This window comes from Tepidiphilus olei (assembly GCF_006980705.1).
GTDB classification, from domain to species: domain Bacteria; phylum Pseudomonadota; class Gammaproteobacteria; order Burkholderiales; family Rhodocyclaceae; genus Tepidiphilus; species Tepidiphilus olei.
Map to the genome: position 1 here is coordinate 36,725 of NZ_SBHO01000005.1, position 21,998 is coordinate 58,722.

21 protein-coding genes and 1 tRNA gene are annotated in these 21,998 nt (G+C 61.6%); 9 read left to right on the forward strand and 13 right to left on the reverse strand.

All coding sequences use genetic code 11. From position 1 onward, the window contains the following. Positions 1-3: 3 nt before the first annotated feature. From EPD80_RS06775 to EPD80_RS06805, 7 genes are all read left to right on the forward strand, one after another. The gene (locus EPD80_RS06775) at positions 4-1,962 is read left to right on the forward strand and encodes an acetoacetate--CoA ligase (protein ID WP_142810537.1); all 1,959 of its coding nucleotides are present in this window, start codon (positions 4-6) and stop codon (positions 1,960-1,962) included. 14 nt (positions 1,963-1,976) lie between these two features. After that, complete coding sequence (locus tag EPD80_RS06780) at positions 1,977-2,522, forward strand: isochorismatase family protein (protein WP_142810539.1); 546 nt, start codon at positions 1,977-1,979, stop codon at positions 2,520-2,522. 67 nt (positions 2,523-2,589) lie between these two features. Further along, positions 2,590-4,266 carry a CTP synthase gene (locus EPD80_RS06785; RefSeq protein ID WP_142810541.1) on the forward strand — a complete coding sequence of 559 codons (1,677 nt, stop codon included), beginning with the start codon at positions 2,590-2,592 and terminating at the stop codon, positions 4,264-4,266. Continuing rightward, positions 4,263-5,105, forward strand: a complete 843-nt coding sequence (gene kdsA, locus EPD80_RS06790) for a 3-deoxy-8-phosphooctulonate synthase (protein ID WP_142810543.1) — start codon at positions 4,263-4,265, stop codon at positions 5,103-5,105. Before EPD80_RS06785 ends, kdsA begins: the two co-directional genes overlap by 4 nt. After that, positions 5,105-5,407, forward strand: coding sequence for a DUF1330 domain-containing protein (locus EPD80_RS06795; protein WP_142805216.1), 303 nt, complete (start codon positions 5,105-5,107; stop codon positions 5,405-5,407). The genes kdsA and EPD80_RS06795 overlap by 1 nt, the downstream gene beginning before the upstream one ends. 31 nt (positions 5,408-5,438) lie before the next feature. Further along, entirely contained in the window at positions 5,439-6,728 is a 1,290-nt protein-coding gene (eno, locus tag EPD80_RS06800) for a phosphopyruvate hydratase (RefSeq protein ID WP_142810545.1), read from the forward strand. 13 nt (positions 6,729-6,741) lie between these two features. Then, positions 6,742-7,038, forward strand: a complete 297-nt coding sequence (locus EPD80_RS06805) for a septum formation initiator family protein (RefSeq protein ID WP_185957733.1) — start codon at positions 6,742-6,744, stop codon at positions 7,036-7,038. A 7-nt stretch (positions 7,039-7,045) separates the two neighbouring features. On the opposite strand, the gene EPD80_RS06810 is transcribed toward EPD80_RS06805, so the two are convergent. Further along, entirely contained in the window at positions 7,046-7,570 is a 525-nt protein-coding gene (locus EPD80_RS06810; protein ID WP_142810549.1) for a gamma carbonic anhydrase family protein, read from the reverse strand. A gap of 154 nt (positions 7,571-7,724) precedes the next feature. On the opposite strand from EPD80_RS06810, the gene EPD80_RS06815 reads away from it, so the two are divergent. After that, a tRNA-Pro gene (locus EPD80_RS06815) sits at positions 7,725-7,801 on the forward strand. A gap of 218 nt (positions 7,802-8,019) precedes the next feature. Here the strand turns inward: EPD80_RS06815 and EPD80_RS06820 are convergent. From EPD80_RS06820 to EPD80_RS06830, 3 genes are read right to left on the reverse strand one after another with little or no spacing between them, the layout of a single operon-like run. Then, positions 8,020-9,810: an ATP-binding protein gene (locus EPD80_RS06820; RefSeq protein WP_142810551.1), complete on the reverse strand. Its 1,791-nt coding sequence runs from the start codon at positions 9,808-9,810 to the stop codon at positions 8,020-8,022. A 3-nt stretch (positions 9,811-9,813) separates the two neighbouring features. After that, positions 9,814-10,962 (reverse strand): DNA double-strand break repair nuclease NurA, encoded by a 1,149-nt coding sequence (locus tag EPD80_RS06825; protein ID WP_142810553.1) that lies wholly within the window; start codon positions 10,960-10,962, stop codon positions 9,814-9,816. Continuing rightward, positions 10,959-12,134, reverse strand: coding sequence for a Druantia anti-phage system protein DruA (locus tag EPD80_RS06830; RefSeq protein WP_221928897.1), 1,176 nt, complete (start codon positions 12,132-12,134; stop codon positions 10,959-10,961). The genes EPD80_RS06825 and EPD80_RS06830 overlap by 4 nt, the downstream gene beginning before the upstream one ends. Before the next feature lie 339 nt (positions 12,135-12,473). Between EPD80_RS06830 and EPD80_RS06835 the strand changes: the two genes are divergently transcribed. Further along, a complete protein-coding gene (locus tag EPD80_RS06835; RefSeq protein WP_142810555.1) occupies positions 12,474-12,794 on the forward strand; it encodes a PilZ domain-containing protein in 321 nt (106 codons plus the stop codon). A gap of 1 nt (position 12,795) precedes the next feature. Here the strand turns inward: EPD80_RS06835 and EPD80_RS06840 are convergent, their stop codons facing one another. The 9 genes from EPD80_RS06840 to EPD80_RS06880 all read right to left on the reverse strand — a co-directional run bounded on the left by EPD80_RS06840 (position 12,796) and on the right by EPD80_RS06880 (position 21,982). After that, positions 12,796-13,290: a disulfide bond formation protein B gene (locus EPD80_RS06840; RefSeq protein WP_142810557.1), complete on the reverse strand. Its 495-nt coding sequence runs from the start codon at positions 13,288-13,290 to the stop codon at positions 12,796-12,798. An 86-nt stretch (positions 13,291-13,376) separates the two neighbouring features. Continuing rightward, positions 13,377-13,775 carry a type IV pilin protein gene (locus tag EPD80_RS06845; RefSeq protein ID WP_142810559.1) on the reverse strand — a complete coding sequence of 133 codons (399 nt, stop codon included), beginning with the start codon at positions 13,773-13,775 and terminating at the stop codon, positions 13,377-13,379. A 3-nt stretch (positions 13,776-13,778) separates the two neighbouring features. Next, positions 13,779-17,189 (reverse strand): pilus assembly protein, encoded by a 3,411-nt coding sequence (locus EPD80_RS06850; protein WP_185957734.1) that lies wholly within the window; start codon positions 17,187-17,189, stop codon positions 13,779-13,781. 14 nt (positions 17,190-17,203) lie between these two features. Beyond that, a complete protein-coding gene (locus tag EPD80_RS06855) occupies positions 17,204-17,755 on the reverse strand; it encodes a pilus assembly PilX family protein (RefSeq protein WP_142810563.1) in 552 nt (183 codons plus the stop codon). 10 nt (positions 17,756-17,765) lie between these two features. After that, entirely contained in the window at positions 17,766-18,743 is a 978-nt protein-coding gene (locus EPD80_RS06860) for a prepilin-type N-terminal cleavage/methylation domain-containing protein (RefSeq protein WP_142810565.1), read from the reverse strand. Then, on the reverse strand, positions 18,740-19,240 hold the full coding sequence (gene pilV / locus EPD80_RS06865) for a type IV pilus modification protein PilV (RefSeq protein WP_142810568.1): 501 nt from the start codon (positions 19,238-19,240) through the stop codon (positions 18,740-18,742). Before pilV ends, EPD80_RS06860 begins: the two co-directional genes overlap by 4 nt. An 11-nt stretch (positions 19,241-19,251) precedes the next feature. Then, on the reverse strand, positions 19,252-19,845 hold the full coding sequence (locus EPD80_RS06870) for a GspH/FimT family pseudopilin (protein ID WP_185957738.1): 594 nt from the start codon (positions 19,843-19,845) through the stop codon (positions 19,252-19,254). A 56-nt stretch (positions 19,846-19,901) separates the two neighbouring features. Then, on the reverse strand, positions 19,902-20,483 hold the full coding sequence (locus EPD80_RS06875; protein WP_142810572.1) for a GspH/FimT family pseudopilin: 582 nt from the start codon (positions 20,481-20,483) through the stop codon (positions 19,902-19,904). 92 nt (positions 20,484-20,575) lie between these two features. Next, on the reverse strand, positions 20,576-21,982 hold the full coding sequence (locus EPD80_RS06880; RefSeq protein WP_142810574.1) for a PhoH family protein: 1,407 nt from the start codon (positions 21,980-21,982) through the stop codon (positions 20,576-20,578). Positions 21,983-21,998: the final 16 nt, after the last annotated feature.

Below are 21,998 nucleotides of genomic sequence, written 5' to 3' on the forward strand. Positions count from 1 at the left end.
GACATGGAAGAGACGAACCCCATCTGGGTACCTTCGGCCGAACGGGTGGCGAGCGCCACGATCACGGCGTTTACCCGCCACGTCGAAGCGCGCTGGAACCGGAGTTTTCCCGACTACGCGGCCTTGCATCGCTGGAGCATCGAGCATCCCGAGGAATTCTGGGTCTCGGTGTGGGAAGAGTGTGGCGTGATCGGCGAGCGCGGCGAGGTGGTGCTCGTCGATGGTCACAAGATGCCTGGGGCGCGCTGGTTCCCACAAGCGCGGCTCAATTTCGCCGAAAATCTGTTGCGCCGACGCGATACGCGCGAGGCGATGGTCTTCTGGGGTGAAGACCGGGTCAAGCAGCGCTGGAGTTGGGAAGAGCTGTACCTCGAAGTGGCGCGTGTGGCCCGGGCGTTGGCCGAAGCGGGGGTGACGCGCGGCGATCGGGTCGCGGCCTACATGCCCAACATGCCGCACACGATCATCGCCATGCTCGCCACGGCGAGTCTGGGGGCGATCTTCACCTCCGCTTCCCCCGATTTCGGCGTGCAAGGGGTGCTCGATCGCTTCGGCCAGACCGAGCCGAAGGTGCTCTTCACCGTCGATGGCTACTGGTACAACGGCAAGGCGGTCGATATCCGCGGCAAGGTGGCCGAGGTGGTACCTGGTCTACCTTCGGTGCGCCGGGTGGTGGTCACGCCCTACCTCGAGGCGCTGCCCGATCTCTCGATGATCGACCGCGCGCAGAGCTGGGCCGAGTTCACCGCGCCGCACCGTGAGGCGACCGAGATCGACTTCGTGCGCCTGCCGTTCGATCATCCGCTCTACATCCTGTATTCCTCCGGCACCACGGGGCTGCCCAAGTGCATCGTGCATTGTGCCGGCGGGGTGCTGCTGCAGCACCTCAAAGAGCACAAGCTGCACGGCGACGTCAAACCCGACGACCGGCTCTTCTACTTCACCACCTGCGGCTGGATGATGTGGAACTGGCTTGCTTCGGGGCTGGCCTCGGAGGCGACGCTGCTGCTCTACGACGGTTCGCCCTTCGTCAAGGACGGCGCCATCCTCTTCGACTACGCCGACGCCGAGCGCATGACGCATTTCGGCACATCGGCCAAATTCCTCGACGCGGCGGCGAAAAAGGGGCTCGCGCCGATCGAGACGCACCGGCTCGACACGGTGCGCGCGATGTTCAGCACCGGCAGCCCCCTCATGCCCGAGGGCTTCGATTACGTCTATACCCGCATCAAGCGCGACCTGTGCCTGTCGTCGATCTCCGGCGGTACTGACATCGTCTCCTGTTTCGTGCTGGGCAACCCGACGCTGCCCGTGTGGCGCGGCGAGATCCAGTGCAAGGGGCTGGGGATGGCGGTGCAGGTGTTCGACGAGAACGGCAATCCCGTCGTCGGGCAGAAGGGCGAGCTCGTGTGCACCCGTCCTTTCCCCGTGATGCCTCTGGGATTCTGGAACGACCCGGACGGCAGCAAGTACCGCGCCGCCTACTTCGAGCGCTTCCCCGGCGTGTGGTGCCACGGTGATTACTGCGAGGAAACGATCCACGGCGGATTCATCATCTACGGTCGCTCGGACGCCACGCTCAACCCCGGCGGGGTGCGCATCGGCACGGCCGAGATCTACCGTCAGGTGGAGAAACTGCCCGAGGTGGAGGAATCCATCGTCATCGGTCAGGATTGGCAGGGCGACGTGCGCGTCGTGCTCTTCGTGCGCCTGCGCGAAGGCTTGGTGCTCGACGAGGTCTTGCAGGAAAAAATCCGCCGCGTGATCCGCGACAACACCACCCCGCGCCACGTTCCGGCCAAGATCGTGCAGGTACCGGACATTCCGCGCACCAAGAGCGGCAAGATCGTCGAACTCGCGGTGCGCCAGGTGGTGCACGGCCAGCCGGTGAAAAACGTCGAGGCGCTCGCCAATCCGGAGGCGCTCGAATACTTCCGCGATCGTGCCGAGTTGAAGGAGTGACAAAGGAGAACCCCATGAAAATGTGCACGGCAGAGGCGACGTTGCTCGTCGTAGATATTCAAACGGGGCTTTTGCCGGCCATCGCCGACGGGCAGCGGGTGTGTGAGGCCGCCGCCTGGCTGTTGCGGCTCGCCGGTATGCTCGACGTGCCGGTGGTCGTGAGCGAGCATTTTCCCGACAAGATCGGCGAAACGGCGCCGGAGTTGCTCGAACTGCTGCCTCCTTCGACCGAGCGGGTACGCAAGACCGCTTTCTCGGCAGTGCGCGACGGCGTGCTCGCGCATACCGCGGTGGGGCGTTCCGGTCAGGTGGTCGTGGCCGGTACCGAGACCCACGTGTGCGTCTTGCAGACGGTGCTCGATCTGCTCGAAACGGGAAAGCAGGTTTTCGTGGTGGCCGAGGCGGTCGGCTCGCGCCGCGCCGAGGATCGTCTGCTCGCGCTCGAGCGGATGCGTCAGGCCGGGGCGGTGGTGGTCTGTCGCGAGATGGTGGCCTTCGAATGGCTCGAGCGCGGTGGCACGGACGTCTTCCGCGACGTGCTGCGTACCCTGATCCGTTGAAGAGCGGAGCGTTCGCGAAGCGGCCGGGATCGGCTATCATTCGCTTTTCCAGCCAATCCACGTTCCCATGACCAAGTACGTGTTCGTGACCGGCGGCGTGGTCTCCTCGCTCGGCAAGGGGATCGCCGCCGCCTCGCTCGGGGCCATCCTCGAATCGCGCGGCATCCGCATCACCCACATCAAGCTCGATCCTTACATCAACGTCGATCCGGGCACCATGAGCCCGTTCCAACACGGTGAAGTCTTCGTCACCGAAGACGGCGCCGAGACCGACCTCGACCTCGGCCACTACGAGCGTTTCACCCGCGCCAAGATGAGCCGGCGCAACAACTTCACCACCGGCCAGATCTACGAATCCGTCATCCGCAAGGAGCGCCGCGGCGAATACCTCGGCAAGACCGTGCAGGTGATCCCGCACATCACCGACGAGATCAAGCGCTTCATCGAGCGCGGCGCCGAAGGGGCGGACGTGGCCATCGTCGAGGTGGGTGGCACGGTGGGCGACATCGAGTCGCTGCCCTTCCTCGAAGCCATCCGCCAGATGGGCATCGAGCTGGGGCCGCAGGGCGTGTGCTACATCCACCTCACGCTCCTGCCCTACATCGCCGCCGCGGGCGAACTCAAGACCAAGCCCACGCAGCACTCGGTGAAGGAGCTGCGCGAGATCGGCATCCAGCCCGACATCCTGCTCTGCCGCGCCGACCGGGCCATTCCCGAAGAAGAACGGCGCAAGATCGCGCTCTTCTGCAACGTGCGCCCGCAGGCGGTGATCGAGTCGCGCGATGCCGACACCATCTACCGCATCCCCCTGCTGCTGCACGAGCAGATGCTCGACGAGATCGTCTGCCACAAGCTCGACCTCCTCGCCCGCCCGGCGGATCTCTCCGTGTGGCAGCGCATCGTCGATGCCTGGGAACACCCGCGCGCCGAGGTCGACATCGCCTTCGTCGGCAAGTACGTCGATCTCACCGAATCGTACAAGTCGCTGGTCGAAGCGCTCACCCACGCCGGGCTGCACACCCGCTGCCGGGTGAACATCCACTACATCGATTCCGAAGCACTGGAAGACGAAGGCTGCGCGGTGCTCGCAGACATGGACGCCATCCTCGTGCCCGGCGGCTTCGGGCGGCGCGGCACCGAGGGCAAGATCCTCGCCATCCAATACGCGCGCGAGCATCGCATCCCCTACCTGGGCATCTGCCTCGGCATGCAGCTCGCGGTGGTCGAATTCGCTCGCCACGTCGCCGGGCTCGAAGGGGCGCACTCCACCGAGTTCGACCCCGAAACGCCGTATCCCGTGGTCGGCCTCATCACCGAATGGCAGGATCGCAGCGGCAAGATCGAGCGGCGCACCGAGGAATCCGACCTGGGCGGGACCATGCGTTTGGGCGGCCAGGTCTGTCTCCTCGCCGAAGACACGCTCGCCCGTCGCATCTACGGCGCGCCGCAGGTCGTCGAGCGCCACCGCCACCGCTACGAGGTGAACAACCGCCTGCTGCCGCTGCTGCAGGAGAAAGGGCTCGTGGTCTCGGGCCGCGCGCCCGGTACCGATCTGTGCGAGATGATCGAGCTGCCGCAGGACGTGCACCCCTGGTTCGTCGGCTGCCAGTTTCACCCCGAATTTACGTCCAATCCGCGTGAAGGGCATCCCCTCTTCATCGCCTATGTCCAGGCGGCGCTGGACGCGCGTCGGCGCTCCGGACGCCCGGCGGCAATCGCATCGTTCAAGGAGGCTGCAGTATGAACCTGTGCGGATTCGAGGTTGGGCTCGATCGGCCGTTCTTCCTCATCGCCGGCCCCTGTGTGATCGAATCGCGTACCCTCGCGCTCGAATCGGCGCAGGCGCTCAAAGAGATCACCGCCGCGCTCGGCGTGCCCTTCATCTACAAGTCGAGCTACGACAAGGCCAACCGCACCTCCAGCAAATCCTTCCGCGGCTTGGGCATGGCCAAGGGGCTGGAGATCCTCGCCGAGGTGCGCGAGCGCGTGGGCGTGCCGGTGCTCACCGACGTGCATAACGAAGCCGAAGTGGCGCCGGTGGCCGAAGTGGTCGACGTGCTGCAAACGCCGGCCTTCCTCTGTCGCCAGACCGACTTCATCCAGGCCGTGGCCGCGAGCGGCAAGCCGGTCAACATCAAGAAGGGGCAATTCCTCGCCCCCGAAGACATGGCGAACGTGGTGGCCAAGGCCAAGGAAGCCAACGGCGGAGCCGACACCATTCTCGTGTGCGAGCGCGGCGTGAGCTTCGGCTACCACAACCTCGTCGTCGACATGCGGGGGCTCGCCATCATGCGGTCCACCGGCTGCCCGGTGGTGTTCGATGCCACCCATTCGGTGCAACTTCCTGGTGGGCGAGGGCAAGCTTCGGGTGGTCAGCGCGAATTCGTGCCCGTGCTCGCCCGGGCGGCGGTGGCCGCGGGCATCGCCGGGCTTTTCATGGAATCGCACCCCGATCCCGATCAGGCCCTCTCCGATGGCCCGAACGCCTGGCCCATTCCGCGCATGGCCGAACTGCTCGAAACGCTCGTTGTGCTCGACCGAGTGGTGAAACAAAGAGGATTCATCGAACAGGAGATGATGTGATGGAGGCGAAAGCCTATGTGATCGTCGTCGCCCGTCGTGCCGACCATGATGCGCTGGCGCGCTACCGGGAACTCTCTGCCCCGGCGGTGGCCGAGCACGGCGGACGTTACCTCGCTCGTGGTGGTCGCTTCACCGTGCTCGAAGGGCAGTGGCAGCCGCAGCGCGTGGTCATCGTCGAATTCCCCTCGTTCGCGGCGGCGCAGGCGTTTTATGACTCGGAATCCTACCGCGCGGCCCGGGCGGCGCGCGAAGGATTGGCCGAGTTCGACATGTTGGTGGTCGAAGGACTGCCGTCAGCGTGAACGATTTTCCCTTTCGTTTTTGGAGCATGAAATGAGTGCGATCGTCGATATCGTCGCGCGGGAGATTCTCGATTCCCGCGGCAATCCCACCGTCGAAGCGGACGTGTTGCTCGAATCCGGCGTGATGGGACGCGCCGCCGTCCCTTCCGGCGCTTCCACCGGCTCGCGCGAGGCCATCGAACTGCGCGACGGCGACTCCGCCCGCTACCTCGGTAAGGGCGTGCTGCGCGCCGTGGAGAACGTCAACACCGAGATCTGCGAAGCGCTCCTGGGGCTCGATGCCGAGGAGCAGACCTTCATCGACCAGACCCTCATCGAGCTCGACGGCACCGAGAACAAATCCCGCCTCGGGGCGAACGCGATGCTCGCCGTGTCGATGGCGGTGGCCAAGGCCGCGGCCGAGGAGGCGGGGCTGCCGCTCTACCGTTACTTCGGCGGCTCCGGGCCCAAGCAGATGCCGGTGCCGATGATGAACGTCATCAACGGCGGGGCGCACGCCAACAACAGCCTCGACATCCAGGAATGCATGATCATGCCGGTGGGCATGGGCACGTTCCGTGAAGCGCTTCGCTGTGGCGCCGAGGTATTTCAGCACCTGAAAAAGCTCGTCGACCGCAAGGGGCATCCCACCACCGTGGGTGACGAGGGTGGTTTCGCGCCGAACGTGAAGAACACCGAAGAGGCGCTCTCGCTCATCCTGGAAGCCGTCTCCGCCGCGGGCTACGAACCGGGGCGCGACGTGCTGCTCGCGCTCGACTGCGCCAGCTCCGAGTTCTACAAAAACGGCGAATACGTGCTCGCCGGCGAAGGGCTCACCCTCTCGTCCGAAGGCTTCGCCGACTATCTCGCGGCGCTGGTCGACAAATTCCCCATCGTCTCGATCGAAGACGGCATGGCCGAGGGCGACTGGACGGGTTGGAAGATCCTCACCGAGCGCCTGGGCAAGAAAGTGCAGCTCGTGGGCGACGACCTCTTCGTCACCAACACGCAGTTGCTCGAACGCGGCATCCGCGAGGGCGTGGCCAATTCCATCCTCATCAAGATCAATCAGATCGGTACCCTCACCGAGACCTTCGCCGCCGTGGAGATGGCCAAGCGCGCCGGTTATACCGCCGTGATCTCGCATCGCTCGGGCGAGACGGAGGATTCGACCATCGCCGACATCGCCGTGGGGCTTTCCACCGGCCAGATCAAGACCGGGTCGCTGTCGCGCTCCGACCGTCTGGCAAAGTACAACCAGCTGCTGCGCATCGAGGAAGATCTCGGCGACACCGCTCGCTATCCGGGGTTGGCGGCCTTCTACAACCTGCGTACTTTGTAATCTGGGGAGAGGCGTGAGTCTGTGGGTGCGGCTGATCCTCGTCGTGCTGCTCGTGCTCGTGCAGTATCAACTGTGGCTCGGCCACGACGGTCTGCTGCATCGGCAACAGCTCAACGCCCGCCTTCATGAGACCATCCAGAACAACGAAGCGCTCGCCGCGAGAAATGCCGCCGCCGCGGCCGAAATCGAAGAGCTCAGGCGCGGCGGCGAAGCGCTCGAGGCGGTGGCGCGGGGCGCGCTCAACTATTTGCGTCCGGACGAAGTGCTCCTGACCTTGCCCTCCGCCCAGACGAACGCTCCTTCTCCGTGAAGCCGAGTCAGTCGATTCGTCGCAATGCGGTTCGATAGTATCTTGCGGCAACGCAGTAGTGCGCTGCGTTGGCCTGTAATCCTGCCACTTCTTCGTCGGTCAGGGTACGGATCACTCGCCCCGGCGAGCCGACTACCAGGCTGCGCTCGGGGATCACCTTGCCTTCAGGAATGAGCGCGTTCGCACCGATGATGCACTGTGCGCCGATCACCGCCCGGTTGAGGATCACCGCGTTGATGCCGATGAGGCAGCCATCCCCCACGGTGCAGCCGTGCAGCATGGCCATGTGTCCAATATTCACCCCGGCACCGATGGTGAGCGGCACGCCCTCGTCGTCGTGTAGGATCACCCCGTCCTGAACGTTGGTGCCGTCGCCGATCACGATCGGCTCGTTGTCACCGCGCAGCACGGCGTTGAACCAGATCGAGACTTCGCGCCCCAGCCGCACGTCGCCGATCACCTCGGCGCTGTCGGCCACCCAACAATCGGGACCGAGCTGTGGGCGCTTGTCGCCCAAGGCATAGAGTGCCATGGTTTCCTTTCCTTCGTCGTTGATCGAATGGACTGCGCGTAAGGATATCATGCTCGTCTGTGCGCTGCAGCAAGACCGTCATCCGCGGCGCAGCCCTGTAGGGTTTGCCGTGCGCTTGTATTTTTCGCCGGCTCGGGTATAATGGCAAACTCGTCGGGGCGTAGCGCAGCCTGGTAGCGCACTTGCATGGGGTGCAAGGGGTCGCGAGTTCAAATCCCGCCGCCCCGACCAATACAACTGCTGACTCGGATGGACGAGTTCATTACTTGGAACCCGGAGTAGGTTCTGTCACGCTTTCGGGCCTGCATTCGTCGGTGCTCCCACCTTCCGCTTGCGCGGTATTCTCTCTCATTTGTGTCAATCTCTGCTCGAGCAACGTGTTTACGGGTTCGGCGGCGGTCTTCGGCGGGTTGTTTAGCTGCATCTCAATTGCTGCAGTGTACGAGTGATCATGAAGCATGAGAGGCATCCCGTTTTGTGGGGATGCTTTTGATGTCTATGTCATTAGCCTTAAGGAAATCTTCTCGCCGGTTAAACGCATTTAGGAACAGTGGTGTGCCCGAAAAGGAGAGGGGGCTCACCGGTCCGATCGTCATGAAACTGTATTGACGACTTGCGACATCGAAGGCCGAATGAGGATCTCGGAATAATTGGTAGAGATTCAACGCAGTTCCGGATGAGCCGACAAGCTGTCTTAGCGCCTGAAATTCTTGGCCGAGTCCGAGACCAAAACCGAAAAAAAAGATTCGGAACTGTTGCAAGATTTCCTGGTGCAAGCTGGATAGCGTCTGACTGATGAACATCCAGCCGAGGCCATACTTTCGCGTAGTGCGGGCAGCATCAATGAGAACCGATCGCACGCCATGGGCAGCATCATCTTCTCGTGGCAGCTCACGTGGAGCAAGGCGGTGAGCCTCGTCTATGATTACGAGTGTATTGAGGTTTTTGCCATCCTGATAAAATCGCTCAGCCGTTTGAGAAAGACCATCCAGCAGTCGTTTTATGACGAGAGACTGGATTAGATCGTTCCAGAATAAGCCCACATTTTGCTCTTTTGAAAGGTCGATGACAAGGACTGGTCGGTTATTGGTGTCTGTTGCCAGAAGCCAAGATAACGCTTTGTCGATGCTTTTCGCTTGTGGTCTATCCTCACGGAACAACTCGGCAACTGGCCCCCATTGTTCTCTAAAAAACTCGTCGGCATCGGCCTCGATCATAGCTTCATTGAACCGAGTGCGACTCGTCTCGGATCGGTAAAAGACTTTTTGCGTTTTTTCATCCATCAGAATGGACCAAGCTTTATCGAAGGAAGCTCGTTCATGTAGATCGGCCAATTTGATTTTGGCTTTTTGGATTTTCTCGGCCAGGATTGAGCAGGCTGCTTTACGGTTTTCGCCTTTCGGCATCGTGAGTCGTTCAAAAAATTTGGACTCATATAAGATTTCTTCAAATAACTCCCAACGATCTAAAACTAGATTGCGGATGGTCAGAACTACTGGTTTTTTGCCAAACTTTCTTAGCACATCGCCAACAGGTAAAGCAAATTCACCGCTGGTCCCACCGGGCTTCATGTCTTTGGAAAACTCGCCCTGAGGATCGATGACCAAGAGCGCCATTTGCGGATACCGCGCATAGGCTGTCAGAATCATTTTGGCCAGCACCGACTTGCCCGAGCCCGTCTTGCCGAAAATACCCATGTGGTAAGCCTCGCCCGCGCCATCCGGGCCGCGGTCGAAATGCTTGAACCATAACGGCAGCTTTGGCGTGGAGCCGTAGACATGGCCCAGATAGAAGATCTGCTCCCGATAAGGACGCAGGAGTTCCGCAAGTACCTCGTCTGTGACGATATGAATGGGCGTGCCGGTGGACGGTACGGTACCGAGAATGCTCGGTTCGTAGCCACGGGTGCTGCTGTCCTTGAAAACCGCCGATAACACCATTTGCCCAAGATGGGTGTCTTGTCGCTCGCTCACGGCGTCGACGCGACCTCGCTGGCGAATGAGGCTGCGCATCGTCGGATCCTCGTGCCAGATGTTGCGCAGTTGCACCTCGGTGATCTGTCCAAGGGCGAAATGCGGTGTGGCATCCTGGTTGAAATGAAAGAGGGCAAGTTCCCCTACCAGCTTGCGGTTCACCGCTGAGCCAAGAACATCGAGCGTCAGTTGGGTCGTCGACGATGGCGAGCCGACAACGCCGAGGCGTTCAGTCTTGCTCACGATTTGCTCGAGTTTTCCTTCCATAGGTTATTTTCTCCCGGAATCTGATCGATAACCATGCATAGCGAAAAATACCTCCCCGATATCGCCCTTGAACTCTTCGGCAATGCGCTGTGTCGTTACTTGACGGAAGGCGGGGAGGGCTTTGGCCAACGCTTTTACAGTGCGATCGGCGAGATAGTTCGGGTAGGGTTCGAGCATGGCGGGCGTCGCACATTGCATTTCCAAACCTTGCACGACGATGCCTAGTCGGTGGGGATTGTTGGCGATGCTCGCCGCGACTTCTACGCGCAGCGCCGGTAACCAGCTCTGCGGTTTGTAATAGAAGACGTGCACGCGATCGAGCGCCGCAACGATTTCCTTGCCCAATGTATCGATTCGATTGCGAACACCACTCCCAATCCTAGACGTATTGAAGTGCCATGCTTGGCTGGGGGTTTCGAGCTGCACAGGCTTCGTCAATTCTCCGGGATTTAGCACCAATGTCAGCAGCCCTCGGTCGTCCTGGTTGTCAGGCCACCCCAGGCGGCGACCAATCTCGCGTCGAGTGGAGTACTTCGGCAACGAAACAATCTGCTTGTCGTTGCGAGTGAGCGTCAGCAGATCGTGGTAGGCGGAGAAGAAATTTTCGATATTGCCGAGAAACTCTCCAGCCGTTTTCAGTTCGGGGGCATCTGGTGCGGCATTGAGTGCCTGATTGAAGTAGATCACCGGAAGCGTCAGAGTGCCATCGAGCAATATCAAGTCATGCGGTGCCGCGAGCGCCAGCTCGAGCTCCCGGCCCAGCATGAGTGCGCGCAGGATGGTGCTTGTTCCCTCGTGATGGGGCTCAGCTTCGATGAATGCTGTATGACGCGGGTAGGCCCAGTGACGGGTCTCGGACGGTGGTGTCAAACCTTCGACAGCAACTGCAGCAGCGGCAACCAGATCGGTCGTCAGCAGGCGCTCGATGGCATAAGAACCATCCGTTGCGCAGGTGGTGGGATAGGGCGGCGAGCCCAGATCGGATTTGCGCAGCAGTAAGCCAGAATCTTCGAGGCTTTTTCGAAAATTTGCGCGCTGTTCTTTGGTACGACTAAAGGATGCGAGAAGCCTCCCAGCCACTTCGGAGGTAGCAGCAAGCACCTCATCCACCAATGCTGCGGGCAATTCGGCAAAAGGGCCGGTATCGCTCATGACTTACTCCATAAACGCCAAGATTCGCGCTCAAAATCTTGGAATCGCTTGTCACGCTGCGCCCGAGGCAACGCCCAACGTTTTTTCCAGTACGCCGCAAGATGGGAGAACGGAAGATCGAAAGCTTGTAAATCATCATCCTCCCCGCACAGAAAGGCTGTGGTATTCTCAGCCAATGGTACGACAAAGACTTCCCGCGCGATACCGTGATAAATAAAGCTACGAGGTAACCCTAAAAGGTCGAGTGCCTTTAGAATGACCTCGCGCCGGTTGCGAAAGCCCCTTCCCCATTGTGCATGTTTGGCAGAAGCCGAACTGTTCTCAGCAACGAGTTGGCGCAGATCGTGATACACGCCATTCATGAATGGGAAATCCCCTGACCCGCGGGTAAAACCGACGCCATGGTAGATGGTACGGCCTTCAACCGCAAGTCGGTTGTAAATGGAAGAGCGACCGAGCGCCGATGTCGTCGTAATCAACGCCAGCGGCCCTGTCTGCCGGCCACTGATCAAGGTTGTCTTTCCCGCATAGCGGCGTTCGAATGCCACTCGCACTTCGTTGGATGCAGCGGCGAGTGCCACCAGTTTGCCTCCGAGCAGATCCGCGTAAGGTGGTATTGCACCGACGACGAAGGCATCCATGACATTAGCAAGCCGAGATCTGCGCTGTTCCTTGTCCCAACCCACCCAAGCATCGCGCGCACGAAGGGCAAATACGGGATCGGCCAGACCCAGAATCCCCATTAGTCGGTCATGTCCATCGTCCCAGACAAGAAATCTCAGGCGGCGCCCATAGCCTGCCGAAACCGGGATGCTCCAATGTAGCCTCGCATAGCGAAACAGCAATTCATCCCTGCTTTTTGCTTTTACCTCGATCAGTCTAGGCGATATGACATTAGGATCGATCTCCGAACCGTTGGCGATGGAGCAAAGCAGGTTGCGCTCATATTTTTTGAGGCCGTTCATGGCTTTATCGATCAGATGATCGCAGGCTTTCTTGTGCGCGGCTCGTAGAGCATCCTTTTGCGCATTAAGCATATTCAATCGGCCGCTTTCAATGGAGAATCCTTGATCACTCAGTTGCACTAGCAGACGATTTTTGAGATCCTCTCTGACACAGGTGGTTGGCTTATCCGTCACTGAGTTACCTCCTTTGCCCTGTGTAAGCATCATGGTTGTATGGTTATAAGGTTTTGCAACGATGCCTAAATTTACTTCGCTTTTAGCGAAATATTATAGGAAATCCCATCGACCTCTGTTTTCGGGCACATCTCGGCCGTGGGCAGGCCGTCTTCACGTCGACCGTCAACGCCGCGACGTTGGAGGCTAGACGCCCGCAAGAAAGCGTTTAGACAAAGAGGGTAAGGGTGCAATGCGCTCGCTCAGATGAGCATCGAGCCAAGCAAGGCGCTTCTTTTGGCAGTAGTCAGCAGGCTCTGCTGACGGACGTGAGATTGCCTTCCCTCTCGTCCCAGGCTAAACTGTATCCCGTTGGCTTGGGAGGTTTCCTTCATGATCGGCCAGTTCATCGAACGGCGCCGCGAGCGCCGCATCCCTCTGCCCGGCGGCATTCCTGCCCGGGTGCTCTCCCCTCGGGGTGAAGTGCACGACGCCGTCTGCTTCGACCTCTCGGTGGGTGGCATGGCGCTACGCACCAACTACGTCCCCTCCGCCGAGGAAATCCTTGCCGTTCAGCTCGAGCAGCCCGGCGGGGTGCACGGCATGCCGGGGCGTCCGCTGCGCGTGCGCCTGGAGGTGCGCCGCTGCCTCGGGCTCGAAGGCGGTACCTGGCGCTGCGAGCTGGGCGGGCGGATCGTGGAGGTGCTCTCGTGATTCAGCCGCGGCGCACCGCGAGCCAGGCCGCGAACCCGGCGAAGAGCGCGAACCACAGCGCCGACCAGTTGGCGATGGTAAGCCCCAGGAAAGTCCAATCGATGGCCGTGCATTGCCCCTCGCCGGCGAACACCTTGGGCAGCCATTCGGCGAGCGGCAGCGTCTCCACCAGGTAATCCAGCCCGGGACCGCAGGCGAAAGGGTCGGCGGGCGGGTGCCGCTGCAGCCAGCTCTGCCACAGCGCCGTGCCCAGCCCGCCCAGGGCGCACAGCAGCATTGCACCGGCGCAGGCCCGGGCCGCGAGCTTGCGGGTGCCGAGCATCGTACCCAGGAGCGCGCAGAGCCCTACCCCGAAGAAGGCGATGCGCTGCAGGATGCACAGCGGGCAGGGCTCAAGGCCGAGGCCGTGCTGCAGGTAGAGGCCGAAGGTAAGCAGCGCCGCCACGGCGAGGGTGGCGGCGAGGAAGATCGCGCGCACTGGCAGGGATGGGGTCATGCTCGACTCGTCGAATGCGGCCGTGCCATTGTACCCCGTACCGCCCCTCGAGCCTGGTTCCGTAAAGCGCACTCCATCGTCCGGGTTCAGCGCCAGCAGCCGGCCGGGCCCTTGGTGCCGGCGCTATCCAAGGTGAGGGGGGTACAGCCGGTGTCGCGCGTCTGCGCTCCTTTGGCCGTGGCCTTCAGTTTATAGCTCGTATCGGACAGTGTCCCGTCAAATTCAAAGGTATAGAAGCTGCTCAACTCGGTCGTACACGAGAGCGTCGGCAGCGCCGCATTCTTGTACGTCATCTTGGTGGTGTAGTAGCGCTCCATCCATTGGGCCAATTCCATCAGACACCCCTGCGCCGCCGTGCGGCGTGTCTGCAGCACGTGGCGCTGGTAGCTGGGGTAGGCGATTCCGGCCAAGATGGCGACGATGGCGACCACGATCATCAGCTCGATCAGGGTGAAACCGCGGCTGCGGCGTGGCGTGCGAGGCATGGCTTACTCCCGGATCAGTTCGCGCCAGTTGATGCGGCGGGGGGTGATGTTGTCCAATTTGACCTGAGTCTGAGCGGTGTCGCCGCTGGATCCTGCCACGATCAGCATGGCACCTGCGGGGCCAGCCACGATCTGCGCCTGGCCAGGCATGCCGATCCCGAAATCGATGGAGCCCACGGGAATTTTCACACCATCGACGTCCAATGTGGCGTATTGGAGGAAAAAGGGGAGGGCCGTTCCCGTGAAGGGATCGATTGCGTTGACGTAGCCCGTACCGCCGGGCGTGCAGGGGTCGTCGCTCGGGATGACGCTGCTGGCAATAAGGACAGAACCGTAGAACTGAGACGAGGTGATCATGCGCTCGCCAGGGTCGAGGTCGACGTACCAGCCTTTCTTGCCGTTCATATCGCCGTTGGTAGCGAGTTCGAAAGCCCGAACTGGGTCGCCCGTTTTGGGGTCCGTTCCCCGTGCGACGATCTTGCGCTCCTTGAGCTGACTGCGGGTCACGGTGTGCTGATCGTCGTCGATGATGCCGTACCAGCTCTGGGTCGAGGTGTCGGACCGGTCATCCAGGGTGAGGAACCGCCCGGTGCCGAAGAAGACCCAGCGGCTGCCGTCGGCGGGATTGAGGCCGATCGAGGGGCGTGCGGTGATGGGCTGGGCCTTGCCGTTGGCGTCGGTCGCCTTGAAAAATGGCTGGGGCGTGTTTCCCTGTTTGAATGCGACGTCCCATTGGTTCACGTTCTTGGCCGAGAGATCGAATTTCCACAGATTACCCTGCAAGTCGCCGGCGTAGACGTAGTCGATGGTGCCGTCAGCGCCATCATCCCATCCACGAGGGGCTGCCAGCCCATTGGGTTGGGTTGCCGACCCGACCCTCGTATCGATCGCTTTGATCAGCGCCCCCGTCTCGAGGTCGACGATGAAGAGAGCCGCCGTCTGATTGGTGCTGTTGTAGCCATTGCCGAAAATCACGGCTTTCCTGCCATCGTTGAGCTTGGTGATGATGAGCTCACCCGTGACCAAGCCGAGCAGGTCCGCAGCGGTGCCGCCGGTGAACTCCCATTTCACATCGGCGGCGGAAAAGGACTTCGGTTTGGTGACGTCGAGCCCAAAAAGCGCTTTGCCGCCCAGGCCGAGGCTGGCTACGAGCAGGTTCTTGCCCGGGGTGGTCCGGTAATCCGAAACGGCGATCTGCCCATCGACGAAATAGCGGTGCGTGTACGCCGGATTGGCGAGGGTGGCGAGCGTCGGTGTGATCACGGCGTTGGGCACGTAAGCGAAGCGCTCCTCACCGGTGGTGGCGTCGAAGGCGTGCAGCATGCCGTCGTTGGCGCCGACGAAAACGGTCTGCGCACGTTCGGCTCCGTCTTTGTAGTTGTCGACGTATACGGGGCTGGAGTGGATGATGTCGCCGAGCAGGCTCTTGCGGTTGCGCAACGTCCCGCCGTTTTGTACCTCTTTGCTCCGCTCGCCGCGGAGGTAGTCGACGATGTCTTGGGAGCCGAGGGCCGTCTTTTGCGTTGGGGTGAGAGCGTTCCAATCGAAGGCAATGCCGCCGTTGTTGCCGTTCGAGGTGAAGATCTTGCGGGAACCGACGGCGGGAATGCTGGCCGTCCATGTCGGGGTATCGCCGATGTCCGCGGCGGTGACGGGGTAGGCGAGAAGCTCTCCGTACCAGTCGCCAGGGTAGTAACGGGCGACAAAGGTGAGGGAATCGGTGTGAATGCTGTAACTATTGACCGACAGGTTGCTCGCCGAACTCACCAGGGTGGAGATGGCTCCCAGCGCTTCCTTGAGCCCCTCGGCGAATTCGTCCGGATTCTGGGCGGCGAAGAACTTGCCGTGGCCATTGATGGCGGCGTGCCAGAGGTCGTCGATCTTTTTTTCGTTGGCACTGGTGGGGTCGGGCCAGGGTTCCGTGCCATTGCACAGCTTGGCCACGGTCTCTGGCGTGCGGGATAGCGTACCGCTCACGCCGAGAGAGAGGGTGAACGTGGTCATGTGTTGCCAGAAGGCGGGATCGGGAAAGGTGGGATCCAGAGAGTTGGCATTGCACGCATCCAGGTTGGACGAGGCGGCGGGAACATCGTTGGGAAGGTCGGTGCGCAGATCTTCTTTCCAGTATTTCATCGCCACGTCGGCCAGGGTATTGTCATAGTCGTCTTTGAAGGGGGCCTTGGCTTTGTAGGTATAAGTCTTCTTGCCGTCAGGCGATTCGATTTTCGATCCTGATTCATTGTCGGCGTTTCCTGCACCAGAGAACTTGTCCGTATTGTCCCAGTACCCATCGGTGGTGAGGATGGTGAAGGATTGGCGGCAGGAGAGTTGTTTCTGCTTGCCTTGAACCGTGACTTTGGGGCCCCAGGGGCCGCTGTCTTCCTCTTTTGTATAATATTGGCCAGCCCAATCGAGGGCGCTGCGCAGGGGGGTCCCCTGGGCGGGTATCTTCACGCCGATGACTTTGTCAAAGAAATTTGCTTTGGCCGAACCGGTGAATTTACCGTGGGGAATCGGCACGGTTGGGTTGTCGCTCGAGCTCTTGCACGTGTTGATGGTGCAGAACCCGACGCGGTAGTTTTCACCGAGCTCGGCGAAGGCCCGTGTCACCCCGGCCTGGGTCGCGAGGATGCGCGAGCGGTGGTAGCTGAACCAGTTGGCGAAGTTCTGTACTTCGTCGGCGACGGAGCGCCCCCAGGGTAGGGGATCGGGGGCGGGATGCTCATCCGGTACATCTTCGCACTCTGTTGTACATTGTCTGCGTCGGCAAACTGTCGTGCATTCTCTGCGCGTGGTTCCGACTCTCCATTGATACATGACATTGGAACGGTATTGATAGCGGATGTAGTTCGTCCGGTTGGTGACGTCGCCGCTGCCGACATAGACGTAGAATGTGATGGGGTAAGATAAAGTGGTTTTCGAACAGTCACTTCCCGTCATCTTCCCTGTTTTCAGGTTGATTTTGCAGTTATTTCTCCCCGCAGGGTCATAAGGAGCATTTGCAGGATCAATATCGGGATAGGAGCTGCCGTCAGCCTTACGCCAGGGCAGATATTTAATATCTTTATCATAAAACACTTTATTTAAAGTAGATGATCTAAATGTAACATTAGCATCTTTAGAATCATCTAAATTAACATAACCCTCATAGGTAGTACCATTATATGGAGAAGAAGGTTGAGGAAAAAGAAAACGTTGAGATGATGTTCTTATTTCGTCTGGCAATATTTCATATTGCATCGATCCCGAATCGTCGAGCAGAAACATGATGTTGGGGTCGACGCTCGTGCTCGTCTCCGGAGGGATGTTGGGAATGTCCAGCGCCGCTCGGGCAGGCAGGCATGCGGCGGCGAAGAAAACCAGCAGGGCGAGGCGAACGGGCAGACCGATGGATGCACTAAGGGTATGGGTCATCTGAGTCTCCGGGTTCAAGGGCGCTGGTTCAGGCTTTCGAGGATCACGGTGGCGCCGCCGTCGCGCTGAGCACGCGCAACCACACGGTAGCGCTTGATCATGCAATTGGGGATGGGCGGTATTTCTTGGTCGCACCCGAACCATCCGGGGAATTCGCCGAGATATTCGACGTAGCCTTCTACGGGCAGACGCTCGTTCGTTTGCGCCAGCCAGTCATGCCAGCCGGTGAAGGAGGGGTCTTTCCAGCGAGGGAGGCAGTCCGGATCGGGAGGAAAACAGAGGCCGTCGGTGCAGGAAGTCTGGTTGCAGTTGCCGTTCATTTCAGGGGGAGCGGCTCGCGTTGGTGGATCTTGAGGAATCAGGGATTCGCCATGACGCAATCCTTCCTCGGCCGACTGCAGGGCGATGGCGCGGTCGGTGATGCCGGCAGCCATGCGGGTTTCCTGGGTGACGAAGCGGGTTGCACCGAGGGCAAGGATCGTGGCCACCAGCAAGAGAATGAGCGTCACCACCAGTGCGGCGCCTTGCTGGTATCTGGGTAACCTAGGCAGGGGGATGAAGGCCATGCTCGATTCCTCAAGGAAGGCGGTTGCGTAGCGCCACGGTGAAACGGTGTGTGCGGCGGAGCCGTTCGCCGCCGGTGCCTACGGCGTCGATGGATTCGGTCGTGACTATGGCTCGTACGGCGCGCACCTGCGTCCAATTGCCCACGCTGGCGGTGGTCTGGTAGGTGTTTCCATTCTCGCTCAGGAAAGCGAAATCGAGCGCGACGATGTCGGGGACCATTTCTACGGCGTCGTCGTCATTGACTTTGCGGTAGAGGGAAGTGCCATTTCGCTTGTTGTTACCCAGATACCAAAGGATGTGCTCGAAACGCAGGAGGGTGCCGCCTTTGAAGGAGGTTTTGCACTGGTTGGGCTTGAGAGGAAAATCCAGACATTTGGTTTCGTTTCCGGGTTTGAGTTGTCCTTGTCCTTGTCCTCCTCCTGTTCCTGCTTGGTGGACGACCGTCAGGCTGTTTGCATTCACGTTGGTGGCTTGGAAGATCGCGGCTTGGGAGCCTTTGCAGACGAAAAGGATGTCGCCGGTCTTGAGTGGGCCGACATGGGAAATGTTCATGGTGGCGGAGGTTTCGGGATCGTGATCCGTGACCCGTACTTCTCCGGCGGAATTGGAGGCTCTGCTGATCGCCAGCACAGGGGTTCCGGCCGCGCAATTGCTGGGTTGGAAGGTGGGAACCGCGTTGCAGCTCCCGTAGGCACGCAGCGATTCCCCTTCCCGTGACCACGAGGTTGGCGCATCTTTGAGCACGTTGGCTACTACCGTGGTCGGACAGGCCGTGGCGCCGGCTTCGCGCACGTCGCGGGCCATCAGCTCGAAAGCGAAGCGCAGGTTCTCCTGCATGCGGGCGAGGTTCTCGGTGGCGCGGTACGTTTGCCGGTTGGTGAGGAAGAGATTGGTGACCGCGCCGATGACGACGAGGCCGAGGACGAGGGCGACCATGAGCTCGACGAGGGTCAGACCGAGCTGGCGGCGAGGAAAGGGAGTGCTCATAGCCGGCTCTCGAGGGTGAAAAGGGTGGCAGGTTCACCGTTGCGGCAGTTGTCGGCGTCGGTATTTTCTCCGCCGGCGCTGTCGGCCCAGCACACATGCACGCGATAGGTTAGGGTATTGGCCGCGATTTCGTCGATGCGGCCGCAAGCGGTGGGGTGGAGGTTGGTCTGCATCTCGACGATCCAGTGGTGCAGGTCGTTCTGCGCGATTTCGCTTCCGCTTGGTGGGTCGCACAACCAGTTTTGCTGGACGTAGGCTTTTGCCACGTCGAGCCGGTTAACGGAATCGGCGCTCAACACTGCTGCGCGCATCGCATCCAGAATGGAATTGGCATAAATGGCGGCGGCGGAGCGTTCGTAGCTGGAGTTGGCCGCGGCGAGCATGCGGGCCTGCAGGCCAGCCAGGCCCAGGAAGCCGATGGCGAAGATGAGGGCGGCGATCAGCACTTCGAGCAGGCTAAATCCGCGTTGTCGTGAGGGGCGAAAAACGGAAGACATGGCGTGGATCCTCAGGGCGACGGGCAGGTCGAAGGAACGCTGGTCCGAGGGGTGGTGAGGGCGATTCCTCTGGAGTCGAGGAGGATGAGGTCGCGTGCCCGGCGGTCGTCCGTGAGCGCGGTGCTGGTGGAGCACACGCGCAGGGTCGGGGTCGGGTCGTTAGGGAAAAAATCGCCGTTGAGTTGTTTGCTCATGCCGTCGGCGGTGAAGGAAACGTAAGAAGAGAGCGGCGCCTTGGCCACGACCACGATGCCAGTGGGCATGGGGCCGCCGCGAAAGAGGATGTCGTTGGCGCTCTCGGGGGCGGGCGCATTGCCGGGCTTTTGGTCGACGAAGGCCATCCAGCCGTCGCGCCAGGCGCCGGAGCACGCGGTGGCGGTGGGGGCGGCGGGGCAGACGGTGACGCGGACGTTGCGGCGCAGCGCTTCGGTGCGCGCCGTTTGCAGGGAGGCGATGAGTTCGTTGGTGGCGGAGGTGAGGCGGTTCGAGGCGATGAGGGAGGCGAAGCTGGGAATGCCGATGGCGAGCAGGATCGCGAGCACGGCGATGGTGACCATCAGTTCGACGAGGGTGAACCCCGAGTCGTCGTGGAATGGCTGGTGCATTCCCTGCTCCTTGCCGACATTGCGCCTTGGAAAGATGGAAGGCATGGCGTGGACCCTCAGGGCGACGGGCAGGTCGAAGGAACGCCGGTCGGGGGGTGTTTGAGAACGATTCTGCCGGCGCCGGTGAGGACGAGGTGGCGCGCCCGGCGGTCATCTCCCAAGGCAGTAGCAGTAGAGCAGACGCGCAGCGTTCCTGCTTGGAATGCTCTGCTCAGCAGTTTGCTTGTTCCGTCGGCGGTGAAAGAGACGTAAGACGAGACGGGGGTGTTGCCGACGATGGTGATATTGTGCGGCGCAGGACCGCCGCGAAAGAGGATGTCGTCGACGCGCTTGGGGGCGGGCGCATTTCCGGGCGTTGGGTCGACGAAGGCCATCCAGCCGTCACGCCAGGCGCCGGCGCACGCGGTGGCGCCGGAGGCGGCGGGGCAGACGGTGACGCGGGCGTTGCGGCGCAGCGCTTCGGTGCGCGCCGTTTGCAGGGAGGCGATGAGTTCGTTGGTGGCGGAGGTGAGGCGGTTCGAGGCGATGAGGGAGGCGAACGCCGGGATGCCGCTCGCGAGCAGGATTGCGAGCACGGCGATGGTGACCATGAGTTCGACGAGGGTGAACCCCGCTGCGTGGCGGGATGGCTGGCGCATTCCCTGTTCCTTGCCGACAGTGCGCCTTATTATGACGCTGTCCGAGCGGGAATGCAAGATGAAGCAATCCGATCCGACGAGGTGCGGGGAGGCTACAACACCTCCGCCGCATAATCGGCGAGCCGGGAGCGTTCGCCGCGCGACAGCAGCACGTGACCGCCGTGGGGCCAGCCTTTCATGCGCTCGACTACGTAGGTGAGCCCCGAGCTGCCTTCGGTGAGGTAGGGGGTGTCGATCTGGGCGAGGTTGCCCATGCACACCACCTTGCTGCCGGGGCCGGCGCGGGTGATGAGCGTGCGCATCTGCTTGGGCGTGAGGTTTTGCGCCTCGTCGAGCACGAGGAACTTGCGCACGAAGGTGCGTCCGCGCATGAAGTTGAGGCTCTTCACCTTGACTTTGCTGCGCACGAGATCCCCGGTGGTGGCGCGGCCCCAGTCGCCGCCTTCGTGGGTGCCGCCCAGGAGCACTTCGAGGTTGTCTTCCAGCGCGCCCATCCAGGGGGTCATCTTTTCTTCTTCGGTGCCGGGCAGGAATCCGATGTCTTCGCCGATGGGCACGGTGGTGCGGGTGAAGATGACTTCGGTGTAGCGCTTCTGCTCGAAGGTCTGGGCGAGCGCGGCGGCGAGCGTGAGGAGCGTCTTGCCGGTGCCGGCCTGCCCGAGGAGGGTGACGAAGTCGATCTCGGGGTCGAGCAGCAGGTCGAGGGCGAAGTTCTGCTCGCGGTTGCGCGCGGTGATGCCCCAGACGGCGTTTTTCTCGTGGCGGCGGTCGGTGAGGGTGCGCAGTACGGCGCGCTTGCCTTCCAGGGCGACGACGCGCGCTTCCAGCGGCTGGGGCCCTTCGAGGTAGACGAATTCGTTGAGCAGGAGCTTGGACACGATCGGCCCCTGGATGCGGTACCAGTCGTGGCCGGCGTCGCGCCAGGATTCGAGCCCTTTGGCGTGCGTCTCCCAGAAGTCGGGCGGCAGCGCCCGCACGCCGGGATAGACGAGGTCGGTGTCTTCGAGGATTTTGTCGTTGCGGTAGTCCTGGGCGGCGAGCCCCAGTGCGCGGGCCTTGATGCGCAGGTTGATGTCCTTGGAGACGAGGATCACCGGGCGCGGGGCGAAGCGCTGGGCGAGCGCCTTGACCACGGCGAGGATCTGGTTGTCGGCGCGCGACAGAGGCAGGCTGATGGGGAGTTCCGCTTCCAGTGCCTCGGTCTGGAGGTAGAGCCGGCCGGTGGCCTGCCCGCCGGAGGGGCCGGCGAGGTCGAACCCTTCGGCGAGCGCGGCGTCCCGGCCGCTGACGATGGCTTCCAGCTCGCGGCTCGCCTGGCGGGCGTTGCGTGCGACTTCCGAGAGCCCCTTCTTGTGCGTGTCGAGCTCTTCGAGCGCGATCATGGGAAGGAAGAGGTCGTGTTCCTCGAAGCGAAAGAGCGCCGTCGGGTCGTGCATGAGCACGTTGGTGTCGATGACGTAGAGCTTGCGCTCGGCGGCGGTCGGGCGGTGTCGGGGCATCGGCGATCCTTTCGGC